General features: G+C 66.1%; 24 protein-coding genes and 1 pseudogene. 17 read left to right on the top strand and 8 right to left on the bottom strand.

The window, feature by feature from the left end; all coding sequences use genetic code 11:
• The 11 genes from QZY44_RS33985 to QZY44_RS33935 all read left to right on the top strand — a co-directional run bounded on the left by QZY44_RS33985 (position 1) and on the right by QZY44_RS33935 (position 12208).
• Positions 1 to 408, top strand: a complete 408-nt coding sequence (locus QZY44_RS33985; RefSeq protein WP_295458302.1) for a hypothetical protein — start codon at positions 1 to 3, stop codon at positions 406 to 408.
• A gap of 373 nt (positions 409 to 781) precedes the next feature.
• Positions 782 to 2839 (top strand): type VI secretion system tip protein VgrG, encoded by a 2058-nt coding sequence (gene tssI, locus QZY44_RS33980; protein WP_295458299.1) that lies wholly within the window; start codon positions 782 to 784, stop codon positions 2837 to 2839.
• Between the two features lie 76 nt (positions 2840 to 2915).
• Positions 2916 to 3461: a DUF4123 domain-containing protein gene (locus tag QZY44_RS33975; protein ID WP_295458296.1), complete on the top strand. Its 546-nt coding sequence runs from the start codon at positions 2916 to 2918 to the stop codon at positions 3459 to 3461.
• A gap of 9 nt (positions 3462 to 3470) precedes the next feature.
• Positions 3471 to 3860 (top strand): DUF4280 domain-containing protein, encoded by a 390-nt coding sequence (locus QZY44_RS33970; RefSeq protein WP_295458293.1) that lies wholly within the window; start codon positions 3471 to 3473, stop codon positions 3858 to 3860.
• Positions 3861 to 3948: 88 nt separating this feature from the next.
• Complete coding sequence (locus QZY44_RS33965; protein ID WP_295458291.1) at positions 3949 to 4725, top strand: hypothetical protein; 777 nt, start codon at positions 3949 to 3951, stop codon at positions 4723 to 4725.
• Positions 4722 to 4904 (top strand): hypothetical protein, encoded by a 183-nt coding sequence (locus QZY44_RS33960; RefSeq protein ID WP_295458287.1) that lies wholly within the window; start codon positions 4722 to 4724, stop codon positions 4902 to 4904. The genes QZY44_RS33965 and QZY44_RS33960 overlap by 4 nt, the downstream gene beginning before the upstream one ends.
• A 44-nt stretch (positions 4905 to 4948) precedes the next feature.
• Complete coding sequence (locus QZY44_RS33955; RefSeq protein WP_295458285.1) at positions 4949 to 6298, top strand: tetratricopeptide repeat protein; 1350 nt, start codon at positions 4949 to 4951, stop codon at positions 6296 to 6298.
• Complete coding sequence (locus QZY44_RS33950; protein ID WP_295458283.1) at positions 6295 to 8373, top strand: vWA domain-containing protein; 2079 nt, start codon at positions 6295 to 6297, stop codon at positions 8371 to 8373. The genes QZY44_RS33955 and QZY44_RS33950 overlap by 4 nt, the downstream gene beginning before the upstream one ends.
• Positions 8373 to 9101 (top strand): ATP-binding cassette domain-containing protein, encoded by a 729-nt coding sequence (locus QZY44_RS33945; protein ID WP_295458279.1) that lies wholly within the window; start codon positions 8373 to 8375, stop codon positions 9099 to 9101. The genes QZY44_RS33950 and QZY44_RS33945 overlap by 1 nt, the downstream gene beginning before the upstream one ends.
• A 186-nt stretch (positions 9102 to 9287) precedes the next feature.
• The gene (locus tag QZY44_RS33940) at positions 9288 to 10505 is read left to right on the top strand and encodes an FtsX-like permease family protein (RefSeq protein ID WP_295458274.1); all 1218 of its coding nucleotides are present in this window, start codon (positions 9288 to 9290) and stop codon (positions 10503 to 10505) included.
• Positions 10506 to 10525: 20 nt separating this feature from the next.
• The gene (locus QZY44_RS33935; RefSeq protein ID WP_295458271.1) at positions 10526 to 12208 is read left to right on the top strand and encodes an SUMF1/EgtB/PvdO family nonheme iron enzyme; all 1683 of its coding nucleotides are present in this window, start codon (positions 10526 to 10528) and stop codon (positions 12206 to 12208) included.
• A 6-nt stretch (positions 12209 to 12214) separates the two neighbouring features.
• Here QZY44_RS33935 and QZY44_RS33930 read toward each other — a convergent pair whose 3' ends face one another.
• The gene (locus tag QZY44_RS33930; RefSeq protein ID WP_295458268.1) at positions 12215 to 13021 is read right to left on the bottom strand and encodes a TIR domain-containing protein; all 807 of its coding nucleotides are present in this window, start codon (positions 13019 to 13021) and stop codon (positions 12215 to 12217) included.
• Between the two features lie 514 nt (positions 13022 to 13535).
• Between QZY44_RS33930 and QZY44_RS33925 the strand changes: the two genes are divergently transcribed.
• From QZY44_RS33925 to QZY44_RS33915, 3 genes are read left to right on the top strand one after another with little or no spacing between them, the layout of a single operon-like run.
• On the top strand, positions 13536 to 14150 hold the full coding sequence (locus tag QZY44_RS33925; protein WP_295458265.1) for a hypothetical protein: 615 nt from the start codon (positions 13536 to 13538) through the stop codon (positions 14148 to 14150).
• A 29-nt stretch (positions 14151 to 14179) separates the two neighbouring features.
• Positions 14180 to 14980 carry a hypothetical protein gene (locus QZY44_RS33920; RefSeq protein ID WP_295458263.1) on the top strand — a complete coding sequence of 267 codons (801 nt, stop codon included), beginning with the start codon at positions 14180 to 14182 and terminating at the stop codon, positions 14978 to 14980.
• Positions 14981 to 14991: 11 nt separating this feature from the next.
• Positions 14992 to 15573 carry a hypothetical protein gene (locus QZY44_RS33915; RefSeq protein WP_295458260.1) on the top strand — a complete coding sequence of 194 codons (582 nt, stop codon included), beginning with the start codon at positions 14992 to 14994 and terminating at the stop codon, positions 15571 to 15573.
• 4 nt (positions 15574 to 15577) lie between these two features.
• On the opposite strand, the gene QZY44_RS33910 is transcribed toward QZY44_RS33915, so the two are convergent.
• The 3 genes from QZY44_RS33910 to QZY44_RS33900 form a co-directional block, all read right to left on the bottom strand.
• Complete coding sequence (locus QZY44_RS33910) at positions 15578 to 15916, bottom strand: P-II family nitrogen regulator (RefSeq protein ID WP_295391802.1); 339 nt, start codon at positions 15914 to 15916, stop codon at positions 15578 to 15580.
• Positions 15917 to 16042: 126 nt separating this feature from the next.
• Entirely contained in the window at positions 16043 to 18328 is a 2286-nt protein-coding gene (ligA, locus tag QZY44_RS33905) for an NAD-dependent DNA ligase LigA (RefSeq protein WP_295458256.1), read from the bottom strand.
• The gene (locus QZY44_RS33900; RefSeq protein WP_295458254.1) at positions 18325 to 19041 is read right to left on the bottom strand and encodes a cell division protein ZipA C-terminal FtsZ-binding domain-containing protein; all 717 of its coding nucleotides are present in this window, start codon (positions 19039 to 19041) and stop codon (positions 18325 to 18327) included. Before QZY44_RS33900 ends, ligA begins: the two co-directional genes overlap by 4 nt.
• Before the next feature lie 322 nt (positions 19042 to 19363).
• Here QZY44_RS33900 and QZY44_RS33895 point away from each other — a divergent pair.
• Positions 19364 to 19546, top strand: a pseudogene (locus tag QZY44_RS33895) (nitrous oxide-stimulated promoter family protein); the annotation flags it as partial.
• A gap of 34 nt (positions 19547 to 19580) precedes the next feature.
• Here the strand turns inward: QZY44_RS33895 and QZY44_RS33890 are convergent.
• From QZY44_RS33890 to QZY44_RS33875, 4 genes are all read right to left on the bottom strand, one after another.
• Complete coding sequence (locus QZY44_RS33890) at positions 19581 to 20126, bottom strand: AAA family ATPase (RefSeq protein WP_365305852.1); 546 nt, start codon at positions 20124 to 20126, stop codon at positions 19581 to 19583.
• Positions 20127 to 20318: 192 nt separating this feature from the next.
• The gene (smc, locus tag QZY44_RS33885) at positions 20319 to 23819 is read right to left on the bottom strand and encodes a chromosome segregation protein SMC (protein ID WP_295458322.1); all 3501 of its coding nucleotides are present in this window, start codon (positions 23817 to 23819) and stop codon (positions 20319 to 20321) included.
• 140 nt (positions 23820 to 23959) lie between these two features.
• On the bottom strand, positions 23960 to 24313 hold the full coding sequence (locus tag QZY44_RS33880) for a DUF5615 family PIN-like protein (RefSeq protein WP_295458251.1): 354 nt from the start codon (positions 24311 to 24313) through the stop codon (positions 23960 to 23962).
• On the bottom strand, positions 24310 to 24534 hold the full coding sequence (locus QZY44_RS33875; protein WP_295458247.1) for a DUF433 domain-containing protein: 225 nt from the start codon (positions 24532 to 24534) through the stop codon (positions 24310 to 24312). Before QZY44_RS33875 ends, QZY44_RS33880 begins: the two co-directional genes overlap by 4 nt.
• A gap of 215 nt (positions 24535 to 24749) precedes the next feature.
• Between QZY44_RS33875 and QZY44_RS33870 the strand changes: the two genes are divergently transcribed.
• Both QZY44_RS33870 and QZY44_RS33865 read left to right on the top strand, forming a co-directional pair.
• Positions 24750 to 25172, top strand: a complete 423-nt coding sequence (locus QZY44_RS33870; protein ID WP_295458244.1) for a putative toxin-antitoxin system toxin component, PIN family — start codon at positions 24750 to 24752, stop codon at positions 25170 to 25172.
• The gene (locus QZY44_RS33865; protein WP_295458241.1) at positions 25169 to 25435 is read left to right on the top strand and encodes a hypothetical protein; all 267 of its coding nucleotides are present in this window, start codon (positions 25169 to 25171) and stop codon (positions 25433 to 25435) included. Before QZY44_RS33870 ends, QZY44_RS33865 begins: the two co-directional genes overlap by 4 nt.
• Positions 25436 to 25575 lie beyond the last annotated feature (140 nt).

Below are 25575 nucleotides of genomic sequence, written 5' to 3'. Positions count from 1 at the left end.
ATGGTTCATGAATCGATCGATCGGGACTTGGTAAACGAGTATGAGCGGACCAGCGCCGCGCTCATTCGCTGTATCCGTGAGGCCCTGGATCACTTCTTCCGGAACCCGCCGGAAGATTGGGAATCCTGGGAAGAATGGCGAACGCCTATTCCTTGGCGAGACTATGCGTTGCCCAATCTGGAGCGCTATCACGCCGACCTGATCACCGCCCGGGAAGCCTATGATCGGGGCGATTTCAGGGCAATCGTGTACGATGCCGCCGGCTATGCCGGAATCTCCAAGGACCTCGACTTCGACAACCGCTGGATGACCGAAGTCGATCGCCGTGAGTTCCAGAAGGCCATCAAAGCCGTGGTGATTGTCGCGCGTAAAATCCACCAGTTGGGATACGAGCAATTCAAGGGTTAGCAAGGCGTCGCCGCCAACCAACGCGGTCTGCACCGGCCTCGGTTGTTCCGGAAGGTTTCCGTAACGCCCTGATCGACGGCCAGCTCCAGGCCTTGTGCTGCTGCCGCGACGAACCCGGCGCGGCGAGGCTCTGGCTCCGAAATTTCAGAATATTGTTTTTAGCGATCTTTTCGAGGGGCTGCCTCAGTTAATGCCCACTTTTCGAGACCGTCAGCAGGACGCCCCTCCCAGTAGGAATTCCGGCACACGCGAGCGCTGGCGGCGCGACACCGACAGATGCCTTTGACCGCCGCACCGGCTATACTCGCCCCATTTACCAGCCAGGCCACCCAAGATGCCCAGTCTCGCCAGCCAAGCCACGCGAACACTGAGGGTGAACACCGCGCTCGGCCCGGACGTGCTGTTCCTGCGGGATATGACGGCCGCGGAGCGACTAAGCGCGCCCTTCGAGTATGAACTCGAGCTGATCAGCGAGCGGATCGATATCAGCGCCAACGATCTGCTGGGCACACCGGCGACGGTGTCCCTGTTGCTACCCGCGAGCGGGCTGCAGGATCGCTACTTTAACGGCATCATCAACCGCTTCGCCCATTGCGGATTCGATGGCACCATCGCCCGCTATCGCGCCACCCTGGTGCCCTGGCTGTGGTTCCTGTCGCGGCGCGCGGACTGCCGGATCTTCCAGGACCAGACGGTTCCTGACATCGTAAAGTCGGTCTTTCGCAACCACGGCTTCACCGACTTCGAGGAGCGTCTCTCCGGCAGCTATCAACCCTGGACCTACTGCGTCCAGTACCGCGAGAGTGATCTCCACTTCGTCAGTCGGTTGCTCGAGCACGAGGGCATTTACTACTTCCACGAGCACAGCGACGGCAGACACCAGTTGGTGCTGGCCGACAGCCGCAGCGCGCATGCCCCCGCCGCCGGCTACGCGACAGTGCCCTTTTACCCCCCGGAACAGACCGGGCTGCGCGATCACGAGCACATCGACGATTGGACCCTGGTCAATTCGGTGCGCTCCGGGGCCTTTGCCCACAGCGCCTTCGACTTCACCGCCCCGCGCAAGAACCTACTCGCCCGCAGCAGCGCCCCCAAACCACACGCACTCGCCGGTCTGGAAGTCTTCGACTACCAGGGCGATTACACCGAACCATCGGCGGGCAATGGCTATGCCCGCATCCGCCTGGAGGAAACCCAGGTGGGGTACGCCATCGCCCAGGCCAAGAGCGATGCCCGCGGCCTCGCCTGTGGCGGTCTGTTCACCCTCGCCGAACATCCACGCCGCGACCAGAACCGCGAATATCTGATCGTCGCCGCAGACTATGTCCTGCAATCGGACGCCTTCCGCTCCGCCCACGCCGCCGCGGTCCCCGTCTTTCGCAGCACCCTCAGTGCCATTGACGCCGCGCAGCCCTACCGACCCCAGCGCGTGACGCCCAAGCCCGTCGTCCAGGGTCCCCAGACCGCCGTGGTCGTCGGCAAGTCGGGCGAGGAGATCTGGACCGATAAGTACGGCCGGGTCAAGGTGCAATTCCACTGGGACCGCTACGCCACAGCCGATGAGAAGAGTTCGTGTTGGGTCCGGGTCGCCCAGGTCTGGGCCGGCAAGGGCTGGGGCGGCATGATGATTCCGCGGATCGGCCAAGAGGTGATCGTGGACTTCCTGGAAGGGGACCCCGATCAGCCGATCGTCACCGGGCGCGTTTACAACGGCGAATGTATGCCGCCCTATGGTTTGCCCGGCATGGCCACGATGACTGCCCTCAAGAGCAGTTCCAGCAAAGGGGGCGGCGGCTTCAACGAGATTCGCCTCGAGGACAAGAAGGGTTCGGAACAGCTCTTCATCCACGCCGAAAAAGATCAGGACCTGCGGGTCAAGAAGGATTCGATGGAGTGGGTCGGCAACGACCGCCACCTGATCGTCAAGGCGAATCAACTCGAACAGGTCAACGGCGACAAGCACCTGACCGTCAAGGGCGACCAGAACGAAAAGGTCACGGGCACCGTCTCGCTGAAGGCCGAGATGAACCTCCAACAGAAAGTCGGGATGAAATACGGCTTGGACGCCGGCCAGGAAGTGCACATCAAGGGCGGGATGAACGTGGTCATTGAGGCTGGCATGAGCGTCACGCTCAAGGCCGGTGGCGGCTTCATCGTGGTGGGTCCGGCCGGGGTCACGATCTCCGGAACCCCCGTGCTGGTCAATAGCGGCGGCTCCGCCGGCTCCGGGTCCGGCTGCTCCCCGGATGCACCGCAGGCACCCAAGGAAGCTGCCAAGGCGGACGCCGGCGCAGTCTCGACCGCACCGAAGGCCGGGGCGGCACCCAAGCAGACGGCGGCCAAACTTGCGAAGGTCAAGGGCACCCCCTATGTACCGGCCGCGGCATTACAGAGCGCGCTCGCAAACGGGACACCATTCTGCAAGAAATGAGCATCGGGCGACGCACCAACGCGGTGCAGTCCGCAACTTGAAGGCAACCTGCAATTGAGCCAAACGGAGCCAGAACGTGATCGACCAGACCCAAGTGCAGGCCTTGCAGCACCGCCTGGCAGGCGAGCAGGAGATCTATGCCTTGCTCGACGGCGCCGCACTGCCCAATCTGTTGGCGCTGTTGTCAGAGCACCGGTTGACACATTGCTGCTTACTGCCGGGAGAACTTGAACCGGAGTTGGTCATTGCCGCTCCCTATCTGGTGCAATTGCCGGCCGGCTGCGCATTCCTGGAATTGTTCCTGATGCAGGGATTGGGTCGGCATTGGGGAATACTGGCCACCACGGATGCGGATTTCCGCACCTTGCGCATGCATTTGCGCCAGTTCCTGTCAGTCTGGGACCCCAACGGCCAGCCACTCTTTTTCCGTTACTACGACCCCCGGGTGCTGCGCATCTATCTGCCGACCTGCCAGGCAGACGAGTTGCACACCTTGTTCGGCCCGGTCACGGCCTTCTATGCAGAAAGCGCGGACGCCGATACCATCATCCGTTTCACGGTCGCCGACACCGGGCTCGGCCAGCAACCGTTGAGCCTCGCGCAACCCGGCGCCGCGACCTAGGAGACACCCATGCCGATGCACGTCTGTTCCGGTGCCATGATGCAATGTAGCTTCGGCCTGGCACCCAGTTCTCTGGTGGTGCTGCCAAAGAATCAGATGATGACCGGCAACATGCCCGCGGCGAACATCATGGACAATGTACCGATGGTGAACATCATGCCCTTCGGGATGTGCACCAGCATGGCCAATCCGACGGTGGCCTCAGCCACGTCGGCCGCCATGGGGGTGCTGACACCCATGCCCTGTATTCCCGTGATCGCCGCGCCTTGGGCGCCCGGCGCGCCGACGGTCATGCTCGCCAACATGCCGGCCCTGGACGATACCTCCAAGCTGATGTGCAATTGGGCAGGGGTCATCTCCATCATCTACCCGGGGCAGGTGCTGGAGCAAATCCCATGACGGGCAACCAGGGCGAAGGGCGCGCGCGACAACCGAGCGTACCACGGCGCTCCGGCCGGCCATGGACGCGCACCACGCGGAGTCAATGATGCTGGTTATTCGTCAGGAACAGATGGAGGTCTTGCGCGCGGCAGCCGCGCAAACGTTTGCCGACGCCATGGTCACGCATCTCACCGGGTTCTCAACCCCGTTAGCCCAAGTGGTGGGGCCGGAGCGGCTACGAATCGCCATTGAATTCGGGATCAAGCAGGCGGCCGGCTATGGCTTCGATGCCCGCGGCCCGGTGCGTTTGTATCTGGAGTTGATGCTGTTGTTCGGTTGTCGTTTTGACACCGATCCACAATATCCCTGGGCCGCCGAGATCCTGAGTGACCGCGACTCAGCCCCCCAGATGCAGCGCGCGCAAGACCTCTACGAACGCACACTGGATTATCGGCGCCAGGTCGCCGGTCCGGCCGATGCCAATACCTTGAAGGCACTGCGAAACATCCAGGCGTTGGCGGGTCAGACGCTACGCTTCGCACCGCATGAACTGGTGCCTTTCATGCTGGAGGAAATCGCCCTGATCTATCCGGAAAAGGCGGCCTATATCGGAGCCGAGGCGCTCACCGCGCTGATTCGCAAGGCCGGCGAAGGCGCGCGCAACCTGCGGTTTACGACGCCCCGCGGCATGGCGTTGGTCGTCTTGCTATTCTTTAGCTTTGGCCATGGCTGCGGGGCCGACCCGCTCTATCCCTGGATCGCCCACACCCTCAGAGACCAGACGCTGACCGATCCCGAGGCCAAGGCCGAGCGGCTCGAAAAGCGGGCCTTGACCTGGCTGGAACAGGTACTGGCCCACCTCGCGCAGGAGCCGCCGACATGACGATAGGCGCCGAACCGACCCCTCCCTGCGCCCATCCAGGGGACGCCATGCCCTGCAATGCGATCGTGGAAGCAGAGTCGTCGCCGCCGTCGGATGCCGATCACGCACCGATCAAGCCCGCAGCCGCCGGGACCGAGGCGGCAGAGGGCAACCCGGGCACCGCAGCGGCGGGCACCTAGGCGCGATTCGCTTCCTATTACTTGAACGGAGCTGATTGTCCACCATGGACTCATCCCAAGACTTGAACGATATCGACCTGACTGCGCCCCTGACGATCGATGAGGCCCTGCAACTCGCAACGTCTTTGCACCGTGCCGGCCACCACCAGGATGCTTCCGAGGTCTATAGCCGGGTGCTCGCCTTGGTGCCCGACCACCCGGACGCGCTGCACTTTATGGGCGTGCTGGCGCACGATCAGCGCCGCAACGAGGACGCGCTGCGCCTGATGGCACGCTCGGTCGAACTAGTGCCAAAGCATGCCCCGTTCCGGAACAATTTTGGCAATCTGCTGCTTGATAACGAGCGCTTCGAGGACGCGGAGCGGGAATACCGGGAGGCCCTGGCGCTGGACCCCGACCGCCCGGATGCACTCCATAACTATGCCGTACTCTGCAAGGCGCTGCGCCGCTACCCGGAAGCGGAGCGCTCCCTGCTGCGCGCCATCGAGCTCGCCCCGGATTTCACCGAAGCCCGCAATACCCTAGCCGGCCTGTATTTCCGCCAGGGACGGATCGAGGAGGCCGTCGCACAGGCCTGTGAGGCATTGGTCCGCGAGCCCAGCAACGCCTTCACACGCGAGATGTTGGGTAACGCCCATTGTCGGTTGGGCCATCCCGAAAAGGCCGCACAGATCTATCGGGAGTGGCTGGCCGAGGAACCCGATAACCCCAAGGCCCTGCATCATCTGGCGGCCTGCACCGGCGACGCGATTCCGGCGCGCGCCGCCGACGCCTATGTACAATGTATCTTCGACCATTTTTCCAAGAGTTTCGATTCCCGGCTGGCGGCACTGGAATACCGCGCACCCGCGCTCGTGGCTCAGGCAGTCGCGACCTGCGTGGGCGCGCCTGCGGCCGACCGGGCAGTCTTGGACGCCGGCTGCGGGACCGGGTTGTGCGCGGCGCTGCTCAAGCCCTTCGCCCAAACCCTGACCGGGGTGGATCTTTCCGAAGGCATGCTGGGCAAGGCGCGTGGGCGCGAACTCTACGACGACTTGCAACAGGCGGAACTCTGCGCCTATATGCAGCAGCACCCAGGGCGCTATGACATCATCGTCTCGGCGGACACCCTGGTCTATTTCGGCGTCCTGGATGAAGCCATGGCGGCAGCCGCCCGGGCGCTGCGTCCAAACGGTTGCCTGTGCTTCACGGTGGAAGCGCTTGAAGACGGCGAGACGCAGCCCTACCGCTTGCAGCATCATGGTCGCTACGCCCACTCCCGGGACTATCTGGCGACAGTGTTGGCGCGGTTGGGTCTGACCGTGGAACGGTTGGAGCAAGTGGTCCTGCGCCGCGAGGCCGGCCTGCCGGTCGCGGGCTGGCTGGTACTGGCCCAACAACCGGAGCACCCATGAAGGCTTTGCTGGCCAGGGTCTTGCCGTCGCTGCTGGCGCCTGCCTTGCTGTTTACGCTGGCCTTGGCCGCCGCCACCGCGCCAGCGGCGGCCGCGCGCGAGCCCCTGTTCCTGGCCGATAAGCCGGGACTCTACCAGCGGGTGCTGACCCGACCGGCCGCGCGGCTACTCACGGCCCCGGGCGGGGCCGCGGCTGCGGAACCGGAACTTCCGCCGCTCTCGGTGCTCTATGTCTACGCGCGCCAAAACGCTCAGGGCAAGGACTGGGTGGAGGTGGGGGCCACCCCCAACGAGTCCCAGGGGTGGGTCGAGGCAGGCGCAGTCATCGACTGGCGCCAGACGCTCACGCTCGCCTTCACCAGTACCTCCAACCGCTTCCCGGCGCTCTTCTTTCGCGACCACGACCGGCTCGCCAGCCTGCTGGAGTCCCCCGACCCGGGACCGACCGTGGACCGCCTGCGCGCCGTGATCAAGTCCGGGCGCTACCCCGCGGACTTCCCGGTCATCGCCAAGGAACCGGACACCTATATCGATCCCAATCGGCAGTTCTACCTGTTGCCGATCCTCGGCTTCGAGCCGATCTATCTGCCCAGCGGCCACGAGACGATGCTGCTGAAGGTGGCCACCGTCACCCTCCAGGCGGGGGAGCAGGAGTTACTGACACCCAGCGCGGCCAAGGTTGCGCAGGGGCCGACGCCCAAGCCGGCGGCGCCGGCGAACCCAAAAAAAGAGCCAGCCCAGCCGCCGAAACCGATCGCGGTGGCGAACCTCCCTAACGGCTACCGCGCTGGCGTGGTTTTCGTCATCGACACCACCAAGAGTATGGGGCCCTACATCGACCGCACCCGCACCGCGATCCGCCGCATCTACGACAAGCTCCGCGGCTCGCCCCTGGGTAAGCGCCTGAGCTTTGGTCTGGTGGCGTTTCGCAGCAACGTCGAGGCCGCCCCGGGACTCGAGTATGTCAGCCGGGTCGTAGCGACCCTTCAGGACGGCAGCGACCCGGCGACCTTCCAGGGCAAGATGGCCGGTGTCGAGGAGGCCAAGGTGTCCAGCAAGGGCTTCGACGAAGACGCATTTGCCGGGGTCCAGGACGCCTTGGAGAAGATCGACTGGACCGGTTTCGACGCCCGCTTCGTCGTTTTGATTACCGATGCCGGCGCCCTCGACGCCAAGAACCCCATGGGGCGCACCGGGCTGTCCGCCGAGCGCCTGCGCCTGATCGCCCAGGAAAAGGACCAGTCCGGCGGCGGGAGCAAGATCGCCATCGCCGTGCTGCACCTGTTGACCCCGGCGGGCGTGCGCGACCATGAGAAGGCGTCCCGGCAATATCGGGAGCTCAGCCGCTGGGGGGACGCGGAAGACCTCTATTTCCCGGTAAAGGGTGGCTCCGTTGAGACCTTCGGCGCCCAGGTGGATGCACTGGTCGATGCCCTGCTGTCCCAGTTGGAGGAAAAGCCCCCCACCGACCGCCCGCTCGAGGTGCCGGCGGCTGCACCGTCCGACCCGGTAGCACTCAAGGCGGCCCTGGTCGGGCGCGCCATGCAACTGGCCTATCTGGGACGCGAGACCGGCAGCCGAGCCCCCCGGCTGATCGAGGCCTGGGTCACCGACCGCGACCTGCGCGACCCCTCCCAGAAGACGCTGGAGGTGCGGGTCATGATCAGCAAGAACCAGTTAAGCAACTTGCAGGAGACCCTGCAAGCGATTTTTGCTGCCGGTGAGCGCACCCAAATCAGTGCCGAGAATTTCTTCGACCAGCTGCGGGGCGCGGCCGCGGCGATGGCACGCGACCCGGACAAGGTCAACGAGTTGCAGGTGAAACGCCTGGCGGATGTGGGACAGGTGGGGGCCTGGTTGGACGGCCTGCCCTATACCAGCCAGATCATGAACCTGACGCAAGAACGATGGCTTTCCCGCTCCTACGCGGAGCAGCAGGAGGTACTCGACGTGATTGAGGAAAAGATCAAGGTCTATCGGAAGATCCATGATGAGACCGACCGCTGGATCAGACTAAGCCCACAGTCTTCGCCGGGGGAAGCGGTCACCACCGTCCCCCTGGACAGTCTGCCCTGATGGCCGCCGCACCGCCGGTCTATCGGTGCCAGGAACTCGTCAAGCGGCGTGCGGGAGGCGGCACCACCTTTGAACTGCTGGTGCCCGAACTGCGCATCGCCCCGGGCGAAGTAGTGGTGTTACGCGGCCCCAGCGGGTGCGGCAAGAGCACGCTGCTGGACATGCTGGCCCTGGCCCTGCGCCCGGATCAGGCCAAGGGCTTCAGCTTCCGCCCGGAACAGCGCGACGCGACCGACCTGTGGCGGTTGTGGGCACACTCTGACCTGGACGGACTGGGCCAACTGCGTGGGCGCCACATTGGCTATGTACTCCAGACCGGCGGGCTCTTGTCATTTCTGACTGCCCGGGAGAATATCGCCCTGTCATGCCGCCTGTTGGGGTACGACGCGCGCGGCCTGGTCGAGCAGTTGGCAGAACGGCTCGACATCAGCGCCCAACTCGACAAGCGCCCGGGTCAGCTCTCGGTGGGTGAGCGCCAGCGCGTCGCCATCGCCCGCGCGCTGGCCCACCGCCCGGTGGTGGTACTCGCGGACGAACCCACCGCCTCGGTGGACCCACTGAATGCCAAGCGCATCCTGGACCTCTTCCTGGAACTGGTGCGCCAGTCCGGGACCTGCGCGATCATCGCGAGCCATGACTGGCAGCCCGAACCGACCCCCGGGGTGCGCATACTCGACCACCGCATTGAGCGCGACGGAAATATCACCCGGTCGCTGTTTTGGGGCTGATACCGGCCACCGCAGATCTCACGCCAAGGCGCCAAAATGCCAAGAACAAACCAAGGGGTACCTATGCTGTCCCAATCACCTGCCAAATGAATCGCCAGCACGACGATCGCGCTGACAAACCTTGGCATGCTTGGCGCTTTGGCGTGAGCATTCTTTTTTCCAGGATTATCCGTTGCAGGTTAATCAATGCGCCCCACCCCTGAAATCCTGCGCCTGGCCTACCGGGACTTCACCCACGAACGGCGGATCTCGCTGTGCTTCGTGCTCGCACTGATGGCGGTGCTGGCCCCACTGCTGATCCTGTTCGGACTCAAGTTCGGGCTGGTCGATACGCTGGCCCAGCGCCTGATCCAGTCACCCAGCAACCGGGAGGTCCTCCCCGTGGGCAGCCGGGAGTATGACCAGGCCTGGTTCGACCGGATCGGGGCGCGCCCCGATGTGGCGTTCCTCGTCCCCAACACCAGGCGCATCGCCGCGACCCTCAGCCGGGTGCAGAACCCGGCCACCGGGCGGGACCTGCCGGTGCTCTCCATGATCCCGACCGGGGCGGGGGATCCCCTGCTGGCCACCGACATGGCGGCGCCGACGGGGCTCGCCGAGTTGGTGCTGACCGCGGGCGCCGCCCGCAAGCTCGGCGCGGTGCCCGGTAACCGTCTGATGGCGCGCATCGATCGCCGCCGCGGCGGACGCGACGAGAGTACCGTGTGGGAGGTGGTGGTCACCGGCGTCCTACCCGCGGGGGCGCTGGCAGAGGAGGCGGCCCTGGTCCCGCTGCCCTTACTGGTGGCCACCGAGGACTACCGGGACGGGTCGGCGGTGCCCGCACTCGGCTGGGAAGGGGCACCGCCCCGCACCGGAGCGCGCAGTTTCGCCCGCTTTCGGCTCTACGCGACGAGCATCTACGCGGTGGCGGGGCTCGCCGCAGACCTGACCGCGGACGGGGTAGAGGTGCGCACCCAAGCGGTAGAAATCGCGGCCATGCAGGGCCTGGACCGCAACCTGACCCGGGTCTTCTGGCTGATCGCACTCATCGGTAGTCTGGGCTTTCTTGCCTCCCTGGCCGCCAATCTGCTGGCCAATGTGGAACGCAAACGCCGCGAGCTGGCGGTGGTCCGGTTGATCGGCTTCCCGACCCGCAGCCTCATCCTGTTTCCGGTCGCCCAGGCGATGCTGGTGGCCCTGCTGGGGGCGGCGACGGCGCTCCTGATCTATCTGCCGGTGGCCATGGCGCTCAATTCGTGGTTTGCCGACAGCCTGCGTGCCGGCGAGTCGATCTGTCGGCTCCTGCCATCCCATCTCCTGCTCGCACTCACCGCGACCCTGCTCGGTGCCGCCGCGGCGGCCGCCTGGGCCGGGTGGCGCGTGGCGCGCATCGAACCGGCGGAAGGCTTACGCGATCTCTGAGGAGAAGTTCTGGTACGGAAATGAACGCAAATAAACGCAAATTATGGACAACAATCCTCCTTGGCCTCATCGCCACTGTGTGGTTCGGCCTGATCCCGGTCCTGGCGGACTCGCGCGCACCCGCGGTGGCGCCGACGCCGCTCATTACTTGGAGTGATAAGTTTTACAACCCAGCCCCGGAGGCCGGGGACCTGATTCTGCCATTGGCATGTGGGGGGGCGATGGTGTTTCGCCCCGTGAAGATCCCGAGCGGGGGCTTTCTGGATGATCGCCCGGTGGAACTCGGACAGAGCGACGATACACGCGGCTACAAGGAAGGCCGGCGCCTGAGCCACCTGGCCGGGGCCTTCAGCGACCAAGGCGCCGCCTCTCGCCGCTATTACATCGCCAAGTACGAAACCACGCGCGACCAATATGACGCCGTCACCAAGAGCACCTGCCCGACACCGTCCATGCGCGGGCGCATGCCGGTCACTGGCCTGAGTTGGTTCGACGCGGTGGACTTCTCCCGCCGCTATACGGAGTGGCTCCTCACTCAAGCCCCCGCAACCTTGCCGCGAGAGGAACAAGAGCCAGGCTTCCTGCGCCTGCCGACCGAGGAGGAGTGGGAGTTCGCCGCCCGCGGCGGCTTGGCAGTGGACGACACGGACTTCCTGGCGCCGTTATTTCCTATGACGGAAGGGGATCTGGCCCGCTATGCCTGGCACGAGAGCAGCGGCTCGGCGTCGGGCCAACTTCACCCCACCGGGCTGCTCAAGCCCAATCCATTGGGGCTCTATGACGTACTCGGCAATGCCGCCGAGATGACCCTGAGCCCCTTCCACCTGGATCGGCGCGGCCGATCCCACGGCCAGTCGGGGGGATTCGTGAGTCGCGGCGGGGACTATCTGACACCACGCAGCCAAATGGGTAGCGCCGTACGCCAGGAATACAACTACTTTAACGGCACCACCGGACGCGCCAAGGCCCTCGACAGTCTTGGCTTTCGTTTGGTCGTGACGGCCCCGGTGATCGTCTCGGCAGGGCGTCTGGAAGCCATCAAGGAATCCTGGTCCGGATTGCCCAGCCTCACGGGCACCGGCGACCTGCGGGCGGCCTCGGACAAGGCCCTGGCCGAGCTGCAGGCGCTCGCGCAGAAGACGCAGGACGAGACCCTGCGGACCCGGCTCGAACTGATCCAGCGCAACGTGGAGCAGGCGCATGCCGGCTTGAATGAGGCGCGCGAGCGCACGCTGCGCGCACTGTTGCGGATGGGCGCCTTCATGGGCAAACGGGTGGTCACCGACGGCAAGCGTGCCGAGGTGCTGCGGGGTCTGATGCGCCTGGCCCAGAGCAACTTCGACGCCTTCAGCCAGCAGGCCCAAGGGTCGCGCGACGGCGCCAAGCTGGTCACCGAGGCGCGTACCGCACTCACCGAGAAGATGGACAAATGGAACGGCATGCTGGCCGAGATCGAACAGGGCCTGGCCAGCAGCCTCTCGTATTACGGCGACATCGTCGTCAACGTCGGGCGCGACTATAGCGAGCAGGAGATCGGGGCGGAACTCAAGGTCGTCGAAGCCGAATTGAATGCCAAGAATAATACCTATCTGATTGTTTACGCGGACCTGTTCGCCCGCCACTTGGCGGCCTATCGCGGCAGCGGCGCCGCCGACAAGGCCCAGTGGCAGGCCGATCTGCTAAAGGTGGAGCCTGGTCAATAAGGGTGGTCAACCGCGCGCCGCGCCGGGCTCGTCAATGGCAAGCAGGCGGAACCGGGCATTGCCCATCGTGATGAGATCGCCGACCTCGAGGCGCTGCTCGGTGGTGATGCGGCGGTCGTTGACGAAGGTCCCGTTCGCGCTATCCAGATCGCTCAGGGTCACGCAGACGCCCTGATCGGCCGGCAGCACGGTGATTCTTGCGTGCTTGCGGGAGACGCAATCGTCGGCGATCTGTACGTCCGCATCATCCGCGCGCCCGATGATCGCCGACCGATCGATCCGATGCGATCGCTCCACCCCTGATAGAGACGGCAACTCGAGGAACAGCTTGATGTCCGCTTGGCGGGTCTTGCGGATGACCGTGGGGGCATCCAAACCGGCAGGTGCTGGGAACAGGTGGGCACTGGATTGCTGGCCCGCTGTGTTGCCATCGATCAGGGCGAGCAGCTGGGCACCCGCCCGCACGGGATTCGTCCGAAAATCGATGTATTGGATGGTACCGAGTCGCAAATGCAGTTGGCACGGGTCACAGCCCCGCGCCATCACGGGAATCACGCGACCGCGCAGATGCTCAAGCGCCCAGTGCGTTTCGGATTGGACCCATTCTGACTGCTGGGCGTCCGGGGACAGGACGACAATGAACCAGTCGGTTTGGACCAAGGCCGTGCGAATCTGCCTTTCCCAATCGGCAGCCACGCGCACATCGGTGCCGGAACACCAGGTAACCACACCCCGGCCATCCAAGATCGGCTTGAGGCATGACACCACAAACGCTAAGTCCTTAGTGGAGTAGCTGATAAAGGCTCGCGTCATGACATCGATTCGCCACCTGCTGTTTTTGTCAAATGGCGCCCACGTCGGCGCCCGCTGCGCGCTGTCTACCCAAGCGTTGCGCTCTCGGATACACTAGACTGTACGAAGATTTCTCGGCGGCGGCAAGATGGTTCGGGGTGGCCGCATTGGGGGCTCGAAAACTTCTCGTGTTCGCTTAACCCTGGCCCGCCCCAGAGAACGACCGACCCGTCCCGAATTTGCGTCACAATAGAATTACAACGCATTGATTTATAGATAAACTGAGCGACTTCTGAATGAATCAGCGCCCCCCCGGGCGCGGGAGCAGTCGGAAACGGACCTCAGCAAATTGTTGGAACATAATAGGGTACACATTATGATGAAAACAGGCATCGCGCGATCGGCCGGCAGTCAAGCAGTGATAGCCCTGATTGTAGCCTTATCTACAGCGGGCTGTACGACCCCCGCAGGGGGTACCAAGGGCACTGCGGTAACGCCGGCGAGCCCCTCAAAGAGCGACGGCAACAGCCAGGCAGTGGCGCAGAGCGCCTCGTCCGAATCACTGAGCCCGGTCGAGCGACGGCTGCGTGAGCAGAGTCAGGCCACGCAGAAAACCACCGTGGAGGGGACGGTGATCGGCACTATAGGGGGTGGCTTGTTGGCCCTCTTGACCGGTACCGAGATGGTAGCGCTGGCCGGCGCCGCCGCAGGAGCCGGCGCAGGCACCGCCGCGGGGTCCTACATGGCCACGAAACAGAAGGAATTTTCGAACAAGGAGGATTTGCTCGACGCGATGATCGCGGATGTGCGCAAGTCCAATCAGGATACCGAGGCGCTCATCGCGAGCGCGCGCGAGGTCATTGACGAGGACAAGCGGCGGCTCGCGGCAATCCAGCAGGAGGTGCGCAAGGGCCAGGCAACCCAGGCCCAACTCGCGAGTGCACGCCGCCACAGTGCCGATAACCGGGCGGTCATCGCCAAGGCCAGCAAGGGCGCCCGGGAGAAACAGACCATATTCCAGAGCGCCGAGCGCCAGTACCGCGAGGGTAATCCGAGCGCCAACACCGGGCACATGCAGCAGGAACTCGACTCCCTCAACCGGAGTATCGCGACGCTGGATAGTCTTGCGCAGAACGTTTCAGACGCTTGAGGTGGTGGCAACACACCCACGAGGTAGAAATGCATCGACCAATCGTTGTGCGCTCGGCAGCGGGCGCAGCGGTGATCGCCTTGATGGGCGCGCTCACGAGCACGGGCTGCGTGACCCCCGGGAACATTCAGGGCATGGCGGGCACGCTGCCAGGGTGGATCCCGGACGCCGGCAGCAGCAGTCAGACGAGTGCCCAAGCCGCGTCGGACGCCTCACTGACCCCGGCCGAACGGCGCATGCGCGAGCAGAGTAACGCCTTCCAGAAGACGGTCTGGGAAGGGGTGTTGGTTGGTGCCGGTACCGGCAGCGTGGCCGGCGGCCTGTATGGCATCATCCGCGGCGAGCGGGCAGAAAACGTGCTGAAGGATGCCGCGATCGGCGCCGCGGCGGGGGCGGCAGCCGGCGGGATAGCGGGGACCTATGTGGCCCATAAGCAACAGCAGTATGCGAGCAAGGAGGATCAACTCGACGCCATGATCGCCGATGTGCGCAAGTCCAATGAAGAGACCCAGTCGCTCATCGCCAGCGTGCGCCAGGTCATTGCCGAGGACAAGCGGCGGCTTGCCGCGGTCCAGAAGCAAGTGCGCCTGGGCAAGGCGACGGCGGCCGAACTATCCACGACGCGCCGCCACATCGCCGACAACCAGGCGGTGGTCGTGCGCGCAAGCTCGGGCGCCCGGGAAAAACAGACCATGTTCCAAGAGGCCGAGCGCCAGTACCGGCAGAGCCATCCGGGCACCGACACCGCGCGCATGCAGCGAGAACTCGACACCTACAACAAGAACATCAAAACCCTTGACGGTCTGGCACAGAGCGTCTCCGTCGCTTGAGGTATCCCAGCATGATCAATACCCATTCACTGAGTACGCAACCGGCGCAGTCGCCGCGCCTGACCCGTCAGTGGCGCCGGTTGCCCCGCGCGACGGCTGCACTGGGACTGGCACTCTGGCTCGCCAGCTGCGCCACCAGCGATGACCCCCATCAGGGCGGATTCATCAGCGGCATCGTGGGCCTGACCGGGGGTGGCTATCAGCAGCGCGTCACGCAGCGTGAGGGGACCTATCAGGGGGAACGCGATGCCCAGCAACAGCTCCAGGCCGAGGCCCAGAGCGTGCAACAGGAGCGGGCGGCGGTGCGCACCAATATGAACCAGGCGAACGCCCGCCTGGCCGACGTGGAGCGACGCATCGCCCAGCAGCGCGCCGCCCTGCGCACCAGCGGCGGGCAGTCAGCGGCCGGTCGGGCTGAACGGCAACGCCTGGATCAGGCCCAGGCGCACGTGACGCGCACCAAGGGGGAATTGCGCAACGTGCAGCCAGACAAGCAAGCGGTCGGCGACCTCAAGGCGCGCTCCGCGGCGATCAACCGGGATCTCAACCAGATCGACAGTCTGGTCGGGGCGGTGAGCGGTAAGGGATTCTGACGCCTCAGACCGCCGCCTCGTTCTCCTCGCCCGTGCGGATGCGCACCACCCGGGTGACCTCGGAGACGAAGATCTTGCCGTCGCCGATCTTGCCGGTGCGGGCCGCCGCGGTGATGGCATTGATGCAGGCGTCGAGGTTCTCGTCCGCCACGACCAGTTCCACCTTGACCTTGGGTAGGAAGTCCACCACGTACTCGGCCCCGCGGTAGAGTTCGGTGTGGCCCTTCTGCCGCCCGAACCCCTTGACCTCAATGGCGGTCATACCCGTGATGCCGGCGGCAGACAGCGCCTCCCGGACATCGTCGAGCTTAAAGGGTTTGATGATCGCTTCGATCTTCTTCATTGGGAGACTCCGCTGCTGGTCAGGATTTTCATGACCAGTGAGTATAAGTTGACGCCCCGCAGAAAAACAGCGCGACAGCGGCCGCGGCGCGTGCCGCGCGCGATCACCGGCCGAACGCCGCCGCGGCTAGCTCCGACCGATCAGCTGCGCCAGCTGCTGCTCGGTAATCACCGCCACCTTGAGCTCCTGCGCCTTCGCGAGCTTCGACCCCGCCTCAACTCCTGCCAGCAGATAGTCGGTATTCTTTGAAACGCTGCCCGTCACCTTGGCCCCCAGGGACTCCAACTCGGCCTTGACCGCGTCGCGCGCTCGCCCCAGGGTGCCGGTGATGACGAAGGTCTTACCGGCCAGTGGCTGTGCCTGGGCCGCGGATGGTGCGGAGCGCAACGGCCAGCGGATGCCGGCGGCGATCAGGCGCTCGATCGCCTCCCGGTTGTGGGCCTGGGCGAAGAAGCCAACCAGATGCGCGGCGACGACCGGCCCGACCCCTTCCACCAGGGCGGCACTGTTCCCATAGAGGTCCTCGGGCGCGGCAGCGCGCAGCCGCTCCAGGGTCTCGCAGCCCCGCCCCAGGGCCACCGCCGCCGCGCGGTTGAGCCCGGGGATACGCTGGGCCATCAGCCACTCGCCTAGGTCGCCCGCTGCTTGCGCATCCGGATGCTCCAGCAGCCAGGACTGGACCGCCGCCGCCGCCTTGGGCCCGACCCCGCGCAGACCGCTGGTACGCAGAAAGTCCTGTTCCCGCGCCGCCATCAGCGCCTCCAGTGAATCAAAGCGCGCGGCCAAGGCCGCGGCCGTCGCCACACCGACCTCGCGGATGCCGAGCGCGAAGATGAAACGGGCAAAGCTGGTCTCTTTACTCTGCTCCAGCGCCGCGATGAGATTCGCCGCGGACTTCTCACCCATCCGCTCCAACCCGGCAAACTGTCCCTGGGTCAGCCGATAGAGGTCCGCGGGCTCCCGCACCAGCTCCCGCTCGACCAGTTGGTCGATGAGCTTCTCGCCCAGGCCCTCGATGTCCATCGCCTTGCGGGAGGCGAAGTGACGGATCGCCTCCTTGCGTTGGGCCGGGCAGTAGAGCCCGCCGCTGCAGCGGGCCACCGCCTCGCCCTCCGGCCGGATGACATCGGAACCGCACACGGGACACGCAGCCGGCAAGACCACCGCCCGGGCGTCGGCAGGCCGCAGTTCGGGCAGCACGCGCACGATCTCGGGAATCACGTCTCCGGCCCGGCGAACATAGACCGTGTCGCCGATGCGCACGTCCTTGCGCTCCACCTCATCCAGGTTGTGCAGGGTCGCGTTGGCCACCGTCACCCCGCCCACCGAGACCGGCGCAAGGCGTGCCACCGGGGTCACGGCCCCGGTGCGGCCGACCTGGAACTCGACCGCCTCCACCACCGTCAGCGCCTCCTGCGCCGGGAACTTGCGCGCGATCGCCCAGCGCGGGTGGTGGGCGGTGGCCCCCAGGGCGACTTGGTCCGGGAGTCGATCCAGCTTGAAAACCACCCCGTCGATGTCGTACCCGAGCGCGTCCCGGCGGCGCCCCAGGTCGTCGAAATAGTCCCGGGTGCCGGGAAGCCCGGTCACCTGACACAACTCGCGTGACACGGGCACCCCCCAGCCGGCGATGCGCTGGAGCATCGCGAACTGGCTCTCCCCCGGGTCCGCGGCGATCTCGCCCCAGCCATAGCAGCAGAAGCGCAGCGGACGGGCGGCGGTGATGCGAGGATCGAGTTGGCGCAGGCTGCCGGCGGCGGCGTTGCGCGGGTTGGCAAACGTCTTGTCCCCACGCGCCGCGGCTTGGGCGTTCAACCGCTCAAAGCCCGCGTGCGGCAGATAGACCTCGCCGCGAACCTCCAGCACCGCCGGCCAGTCGCTACCCAGCAGGCGCAGGGGGACATTCTGGATGGTGCGTACATTCGCGGTGATGTCCTCGCCGGTGGTCCCGTCACCGCGCGTCGCGGCCTGGACCAGCAGACCCCCCTCATAGCGGATGCTGACCGCCAGACCATCGAGCTTTGGCTCGGCGGTGAAGACCCATTCATCGCTGCCGGGCAGAGCGCTCGCGACGCGGCGGTGGAACTCAGCCAACGCGCCGTCGTCCATGGCGTTATCGAGCGAGATCATCGCCACACGGTGACGGACCTGGGTGAACTCCGGACGCGGCGCCGCCCCGACCCGCTGGGTGGGTGAATCCGGGGTCACCAGGTCCGGGTAGCGAGACTCCAGGTCCTGCAGTTCCCTGACCAACCGGTCGTATTCAGCGTCCGGGACCTGCGGATCGTCGAGGACGTAGTAACGGTGGTTGTGGTGCCGGATCAGGGTGCGCAGTGCGTCGGCGCGTTGCCGAGCGGCCTCAAGCTCCGACGCGGGCGCCCCGGACCCGGGCTCGGGCTCGCCCGGGGTCACCGCCGCACGGCCCTCGCGAAGCGCTTCTCATTGGCCAGCACCGCCTTATTCATCTCCTCCTCCTTACGCACGGTGAGCGGGCGGCGGTCCTCGTCGAAAACATCGCCGCCCAAGGTTGTAGCGAGCTTGCGGGCGGTGGCGATCATCTCCTCCAGGACGGTGAGGTCCTCCGGTTTGCCGTCGAGCTGGGCGAACAGCATCATCCCGGGGGTGCTGAAGTGCTCCATGTCGTCAAACGGAAAGGTGCCCGGCTTCACCATGTTAGCCATACTGAAATAGATCCGGGTGCCGTCATCGAACTGGTCCAGGCAGTGAAAGATGTCCATGTCACCGGGGCGCAGGCCGCAGGACTCGGCGACATCCAAGAGGTCCAGGCCGGGGAACTCGCCATAGCGTTTGGCTACACTGAGTTGGATCAGGAGCGGGGCCGGCACGCCGCCCTCCAGGACCTCGTCGCGCCCCGCCCGCACCGACTCACGCTGGGCGTGGCCACGGGCCGGGGTAGGGTCGTCCTCGTCGTCCTCCTCGTCGTCATACCGCTGCCCAGCGGGCTCGCGGCGGTCAGGGCCGGTGGCGTAGGGTCGGTCGTCCTCATCGTAGCCCTCGTCCAGCGCGTCCTCATCGGCACCGCGTCGGCGCTCCCAGAGGTACAGGGCGAGGATCAGGATGGCCCCCAGGACGAACAGGATGAGTCTGACGGTATTGGCGTCCATTCGTGCTCGGCAAGATGGTTGAAAGGCGGAAAGGCTGGAGTATAACCCGGGTGTCGCGTGCATGGGGATGGGCAGACGCCTGGGGCTGGGGCGCTTCCACATCAACGCCATGGTTCGACCATCGCCCCGGCCCGGCCGCCAGCCCCCGGGACCGCGCCGGACGGACCAGCAATGCAAGAGTGCCGCTCCAACCCATCCGCCACTGGTGTTGCCCGCGACGATAGTGCGCCTGGCGCCGGCGACGTTGATCCGGATCAAGTCGCGAACGCCCGGTGGCGCCATATACTGACGCGCAGATGCCACTCACTAGCAAAAGCCCGTCTGCAACCGCTGCACGGTCCATTGCTACAGCCAGTCGATGCGCGAGCAGGTACGCGAGGTCATGCGTTACGCCGGACCGCGGATGCCCTGCCGGCACCCCTGGCTGGCGCTGCTGCACCTGTTGGACAAGCTACGCGCCGCGCCCCGGCTGCGGCCGCGCTCAGGTCGGGGCACACCGAACTAAGCCGAAGCCATCGCACCGACCCGGCACCGCACCGTCACAGGGTTTCAACGTCGAAAGCGACCAGGCTACGCCGCTCGCGCCTGAACTCCACCCAGTCGGTGATGGTTTCGCGGATGGGCTTGTCGTATTCGTCCACCCGCACCACGACCCGCTCGCCGGTCGCAGCGTGGGCGTTGGCGATCAGTTCGGCAAAGCACCCGGCCGGGTCCTGCGGATCGGAGCACGCGAGCCCCAAGGCCTTGGCGTTGTCCCGCAACAGCGAGCGCACCCGCCGGTCCAATTCACCCCGATCCCGCAGCACCCCGCCGCCGAGACTCAACCCGATGACCGGGGCGCGCCGCGACCAGTCCCAGCGATCATGGACATCGAGGCCCCGGAACAGCGGCTCGTTGCCGGCAAAAAGCTCGCCCAGGGTATAGAGAAACAGTGACTTGCCGAAACACCGGGGGCGGGAGAGGAAATAATGGATGCCCTCCTCGCTCAACTTCCAGGCGAACGCCGTCTCGTCGACGTAGTAATAGTCGGCCTCGCGGATCTTCTGGAAGGTCTGGATGCCGATCGGGAGCTTCTTGCGGTTCATGGGATCATTATCCGACGCGAAAGCAATAGTCTCTATTCTAGGCGGGGCGCCCGTCAGTCACGCTGGTGACACCGCTGCGGCGGTGTCACCCATGCATTAGCCGCTGCGCGGCGCGAACCGAACCGCACGGTCGCAGTCGGGCGCTTCGGCCTCGCGGCGCGGAGCGCCTGACACAGGCACGAGCATCTATTCTTAGGCCACCCCCGCCAACTTGGCCGCCTCCTCCACATCCACCGACACCAGGCGCGAGACGCCGGGCTCATGCATGGTGACACCGAGCAGGTGGTCGGCGATCTCCATCGTCACCTTGTTGTGACTGATGAAGATGAATTGGACCTGATTGGATAAGGACCGGACCAGCTCGCAGAAGCGCCCGACATTGGCATCGTCCAGCGGCGCATCGACCTCATCCAACATGCAGAAAGGCGCCGGGTTCAATTGGAAGATGGCGAACACCAGGGCCACCGCGGTGAGTGCCTTCTCGCCACCGGAGAGCAGATGGATGCTGGAATTGCGCTTACCCGGTGGGCGCGCCATGACGGTGACCCCGGTCTCCAGCAGGTCATCGTCGGTCAACTCCAGATAGGCGTGACCGCCGCCGAAGAGCCGCGGGAAGAGCAGTTGGAAGCCGCTGTTGACCTGGTCGTAGGTGTCTTTGAAGCGGGTACGGGTCTCGCGGTCGATCTTGCGGATGGCGCCCTCCAGGGTATCGAGTGCACGGGCGATGTCGGCGTGCTGTTCGTCCAGATAGCGCTTGCGCTCGGATTGCTCCTTGTACTCGTCGATGGCGGCCAAGTTGATGGCACCCAGGCGCTGGATGCGCGCGGCGAGCTTGGTCAGGCGTTCCTGCCAGGTGGCCTCGTCCGCGGCCGGGTCCAGGTCGCGCAGTACCGCCTCCGGGGTGGTCTCGACCTCCTTGAGTTGCTCTTCCAGGGTGCGGCGGCGCACCAGCCGCTCCTGGCGCTCCAGGCGCAGCACATCCAGCTCGCGCTGGCTGGTCTGGCCGGCCTGCTCCACGCGGTGGCGCTCCTGCTCCAGTGAGCGCACCTCCTGGTCCAGCGACTCCAGGCGCTCGCGGGCGGCGGTCAGTTCCGCCTCCACCTCCACCCGCCGCACGAGTTGTTCGTCCAGGCGCTCACGCTGCTCGGCCAGCGGCTCGACCGACTCCTCGATGGCCGCCTCCAGCTCGTCGCGCCGCTCCCGCAGCAGCACTTGCTGGTCCTGGGCGCGTGCCTGGCTGTGCAGCGTCGCCTCGCGGGCGGCGCGGTTGGACTCCACCCCCACCCGCAGGCCCTGGGCGCGGTCACGGGCGTTGCGCTCGGCCTCGCGCGCCTGGGTCAGGGCGGTGCGCAGGGTCTCGCGCTCGCGGGTGAGTTGCTCCCGGCGCTCGGCCAGTTGCTCGACCTCCTCCAGCAGTTCGTGCAGGCGCTCGCGCGCCTCCTCCATGTCGGCGATGGCGTCCTCGCACTGGCTCGCCAGGTCGGCGCGCTCCGCGGCCAGGGCCTCCTGGCGCTCGTTCAGATGGCCAAGGCGGGCGCGGCTCCCGGTCAGCTCGGCGCGCACGCCCGCCAGTTCCCGGTTGAGTGCGGTCAGGGCCTGGGCGGTCTGCGCGCGCACCTGTTCCGCCTCGGCGCGCGCGGCGCGCAGCGCCTGGTCCTGGGCGGTGAGTGCCTGCTCCTGTTCCGTCAGTGCCGCGAGCTCCAGCTCCAGTGCCTTGAGCGACTCGGCACGGGCCAGCACCCCGTCGGTCGCCTCGGCGGCCGGGGTACGCAGCCAGTTGCTGCCGATCTGGATGCCGTCGCGGGTGATCAGCCATTCGCCCGCGGCCAGGCCGGCGCGGCGCCCCAGTGCCTCGGCGAGATCCGCCGCGGTCTCAACCGGACCAAGCAGTCCGTCCAGCGGCCAGGGGGCCTCACAGTGGGCGGCGAGCCGCGTTGCCGGGCGGTCGCCAGGCGACGCGGCGGGGACGGCAGTATCGATCAGGACCAAGCCCGGGACCAGCCCGGTCGCCGCGAGCGGCCGCAGGTCCGACACCGGCACGGCCTTGAGCGCCGCCCCAAGCACCGTCTCCACCGCCGACTCCCAGCCGGCGCCGACCTGGAGCCGGTCGGCCAGCCGCGGCGTCTGGGCCAGACCGTTGGAGACGAGCCAGGCGGTCAACTTCTTGTCGCGATCGGTCAGTGCGTCCTGCTGGAGTGCCTGGAGCGAGGCGCGCCGGCCCTTGCCCTGTTGCAGCGCGGTGCGCACCCGGTCCAGGTCCGCGGTGAGTGCACGCGCCGCCGCCTCGCGGGCGACCAGGTCGGCGGCCACGACCGCCTGGCGGGTCTCGACCTCGGCGCACTGCTCGGCAAGCCCCTCCTCCCGCTCGGCCAGCTCCTCCACCCGCACCTGCGCGCCGGCCAGGTCCAACCGACCGGCCTCCTCCTCCAGGCGCCGCAACCGCTCCCGGTCACGCCCCAGGCGCTGCTCCAGTGCGTTGATCCCGGCGCGCTCCACCTGCGCCTGCTGGCCGGGGCCGGTGGCCTCCTGGTTGAAGCGGTCCCATTCACCCTCCCAGTGCGACTGCTGGTCCTCGGCCAGAGCGACCGCCGCGGCGGCCCCATCCAGGCCCGCCTGGGCGGCGGCGCGCAGCGGCTCATCACGCGCCAGGTCGGCATCGAGCTCGGCCAGGCGCTTGAGGTCCCGCTCCAGGTGGTAGTTGGCGTCGTCAAGCTCCTGATCGAGCCGGACCAGTTCGGCCTCCCGCCGCCCACGGGACTCGTTGGCGAACTGGATGGCCTGCTCGGCGCGGGCGATCTCGGAGCCCACCGCGTAGAAACGGCCCTGGACCTGGTTGAAGTGCTCGGACGCATCGCTGTAGGCAGCGCGGCGGTCCTCGATGTCGGCCTCGATGCGGCGCTGGCGGGCGAGCCCGCCCGCCTGGTCGGTCTCCAGGGTGCCGAGGCGCCGGTCCTGGGCGTCCAGTTCCTGGTCCAGTGCACGCCAGCGCATGGCCTTGAGTTCCTGATCCAGACGCCGCTCCTCGGCGCGAAACTCGGTATAGCGGGCGGCGGTGTCGGCCTGGCGCTCCAGGTGTTGGAGTTGCTTGGCCACCTCGTCGCGGAGATCCGTCAGCCGGTCCAGGTTTTCCCTGGTGTTGCGGATCCGGGTCTCGGTCTCGCGGCGGCGCTCCTTGTATTTGGAGATGCCCGCCGCCTCCTCCAGAAAGACCCGCAGGTCCTCCGGGCGCGCCTCGATGATGCGCGAGATCATCCCCTGCTCGATGATGGCGTAGGAGCGGGGCCCCAGGCCGGTGCCCAGGAACAGGTCCTGAATATCCTTGCGGCGGCAGCGGCTGCCGTTCAGAAAATAGACCGACTGGCCGTCGCGCGTGACCTGACGCTTGACCGCGATCTGGCTGAAGGCGGCGAACTCGCCCCCGGCGCGCCCGTCGGCGTTGTCGAAGACCATCTCGATGCTCGCCATGCCCACCGGCTTGCGCCCCGTGCTGCCGTTGAAGATCACGTCCGCCATCGACTCGCCGCGCAGCATCTTGGCCGAGGACTCACCCATGACCCAGCGCACCGCGTCGATGACGTTGGATTTGCCGCAGCCGTTCGGGCCCACCACCCCGACCAGATTACTGGGAAAATGGGCCGTGGTGGGGTCCACGAAGGACTTGAAACCGGCGAGTTTGATTTTTTCAAGGCGCATCCGGGCAGGGTAACGGATGCGGGGGGATGGGGCCAAGCGTTTCGCCCCCCGCTTTGTCTCCCAGGGCGGATAACGTCGAGCTTCTCTGGTTCCCACGTCCCAATGGGAACTCCGCCCGCTTGCTCTAGGTGCGCTTCCGACTATTCGTGTACCACGAGAGTCTCAAGATCGAGCTCGACGAAGTGATGAACTGTCAGCGCGGTCTCCAAGGCCAGAATGTTACGTTCCAGCAAGCGCTCCAGGTCGACGTTACCCAGGTTCCCCGTCGCGATCAGCAACAGCCTTGGCGGACGCCCGTGAAGCAGATGTGAATTCACGAAATCAGCGTCCTTGGTAATCACGATCCGGTCTTCCCGGCAGGCCAGTTCGATGATTGCCAGATCCGGCGTCCGGTTCCCCCTGGCCAAGTCCAGCGTGTGTCGCGCGTCATGGCCGCGCGCCGCCAGCCAGCGCGCCAGCCGCCGGGGCAACTGCGCGTCGACGATAAATCTCATGCGGCCAGTTGGATCAATTGTTTGGTGTGAGCCATCCGGGCCGCAAACGCCAGGGCGGCCAGGATGTCCTCGCGGGTCAGGTCCTCGTAGTCGGTCAGGATCTCGTCGGTCGTCATCCCCCCGGCCAGCCACTCCAGGACCGTCTCGACCGGGTAGCGCAGCCCGCGGATGCAGGGCTTGCCGTGGCAAATTGCAGGGTCCATGGTGATACGTTCGAGCATTGATGGTCTCCGGGGCTGTCTGGGCTCAGGCAAGCTTAGCCGATCACTTGGGATTCGGGGTAACCGCGGCGGCCAGGACGTTTCGGACGGGCGCCACGGGTTGTGCCGCAGGTCGGGCGCGCCGTGTCCGGGTACGGCGCGGCCCTCCTATCACTGGAAACTTCGGATGGGCAGGGCTACTTGCGTAATCGACAGACTCGTATATCATCTGCGATATGATACTTGCCATAGACACCGACGTGATCGTCGCTGCACTGCGCAGCCCCAGCGGGGCGGCGCGACGGCTGCTCGGGCTGTTGCGCACCGGGCAGATTCAGGCCGTCGCCACCTTCGGGATGCTGGTCGAATACGACGCCGTACTCTCGCGCCCGGAGCAGCTGGCCGCGACCGGGCTGACGATCCATGAGGTCGGCCGCGTCCTCGACGGTCTCGCGACCCTGGTCGTCCCGGTGAGACCCCACTTTCTATGGCGACCGCAACTGCGGGACCCAAACGACGAGATGGTCCTGGAAGCGGCGGTCAACGGTGGTGCCGACCGGATCGCCACCTTCAACCTTGCGGACTACCTGCCGGCCGCGACCCGCTTCGGGATCGGCGTGCAGCGGCCGGGCGACATCCTGCGGAGACTATTCCTATGACAATCACCAGCAACTATGCCCTGCGGCTGCAGAAGTCGCTGCTCGACGAGGTCAAGCGGATCGCGACCGAGGAGGGCACTACCATCAATCAGTTCATCAACGTGGCCGTAGCGGAGAAGGCCGCAGCGCTGCGCACCGAGGCGTACTTCCGGGAGCGGGCGCAGCGGGCAGACTTGGCCGAGTTCGATCGCATCCTGGGCAAGTCCGGGAGTGAGCCGCCGCACGCCGGGGACGAGGTGCCGGAGGGGCTGCCCAACCGGTAGCGAGCGCTCCGTAAGCGTTAAGCGTCCCGCGAACTACATCTTTCGCCGCCTTGGTCGAACCAGCGACGATCGCACCGAGCTCAACGACAGTTCCGTAGGTTGGGGTGAGGAACGAACCCCAACATTGCGATGCCCGCGCG

Origin of the sequence: uncultured Thiodictyon sp. (genome assembly GCA_903837595.1) — a bacterium.
Classification (GTDB): Bacteria; Pseudomonadota; Gammaproteobacteria; order Chromatiales; family Chromatiaceae; genus Thiodictyon.
Note: the sequence above shows the minus strand (reverse complement) of the source record. Positions and strands in the feature narration are given on the sequence as shown.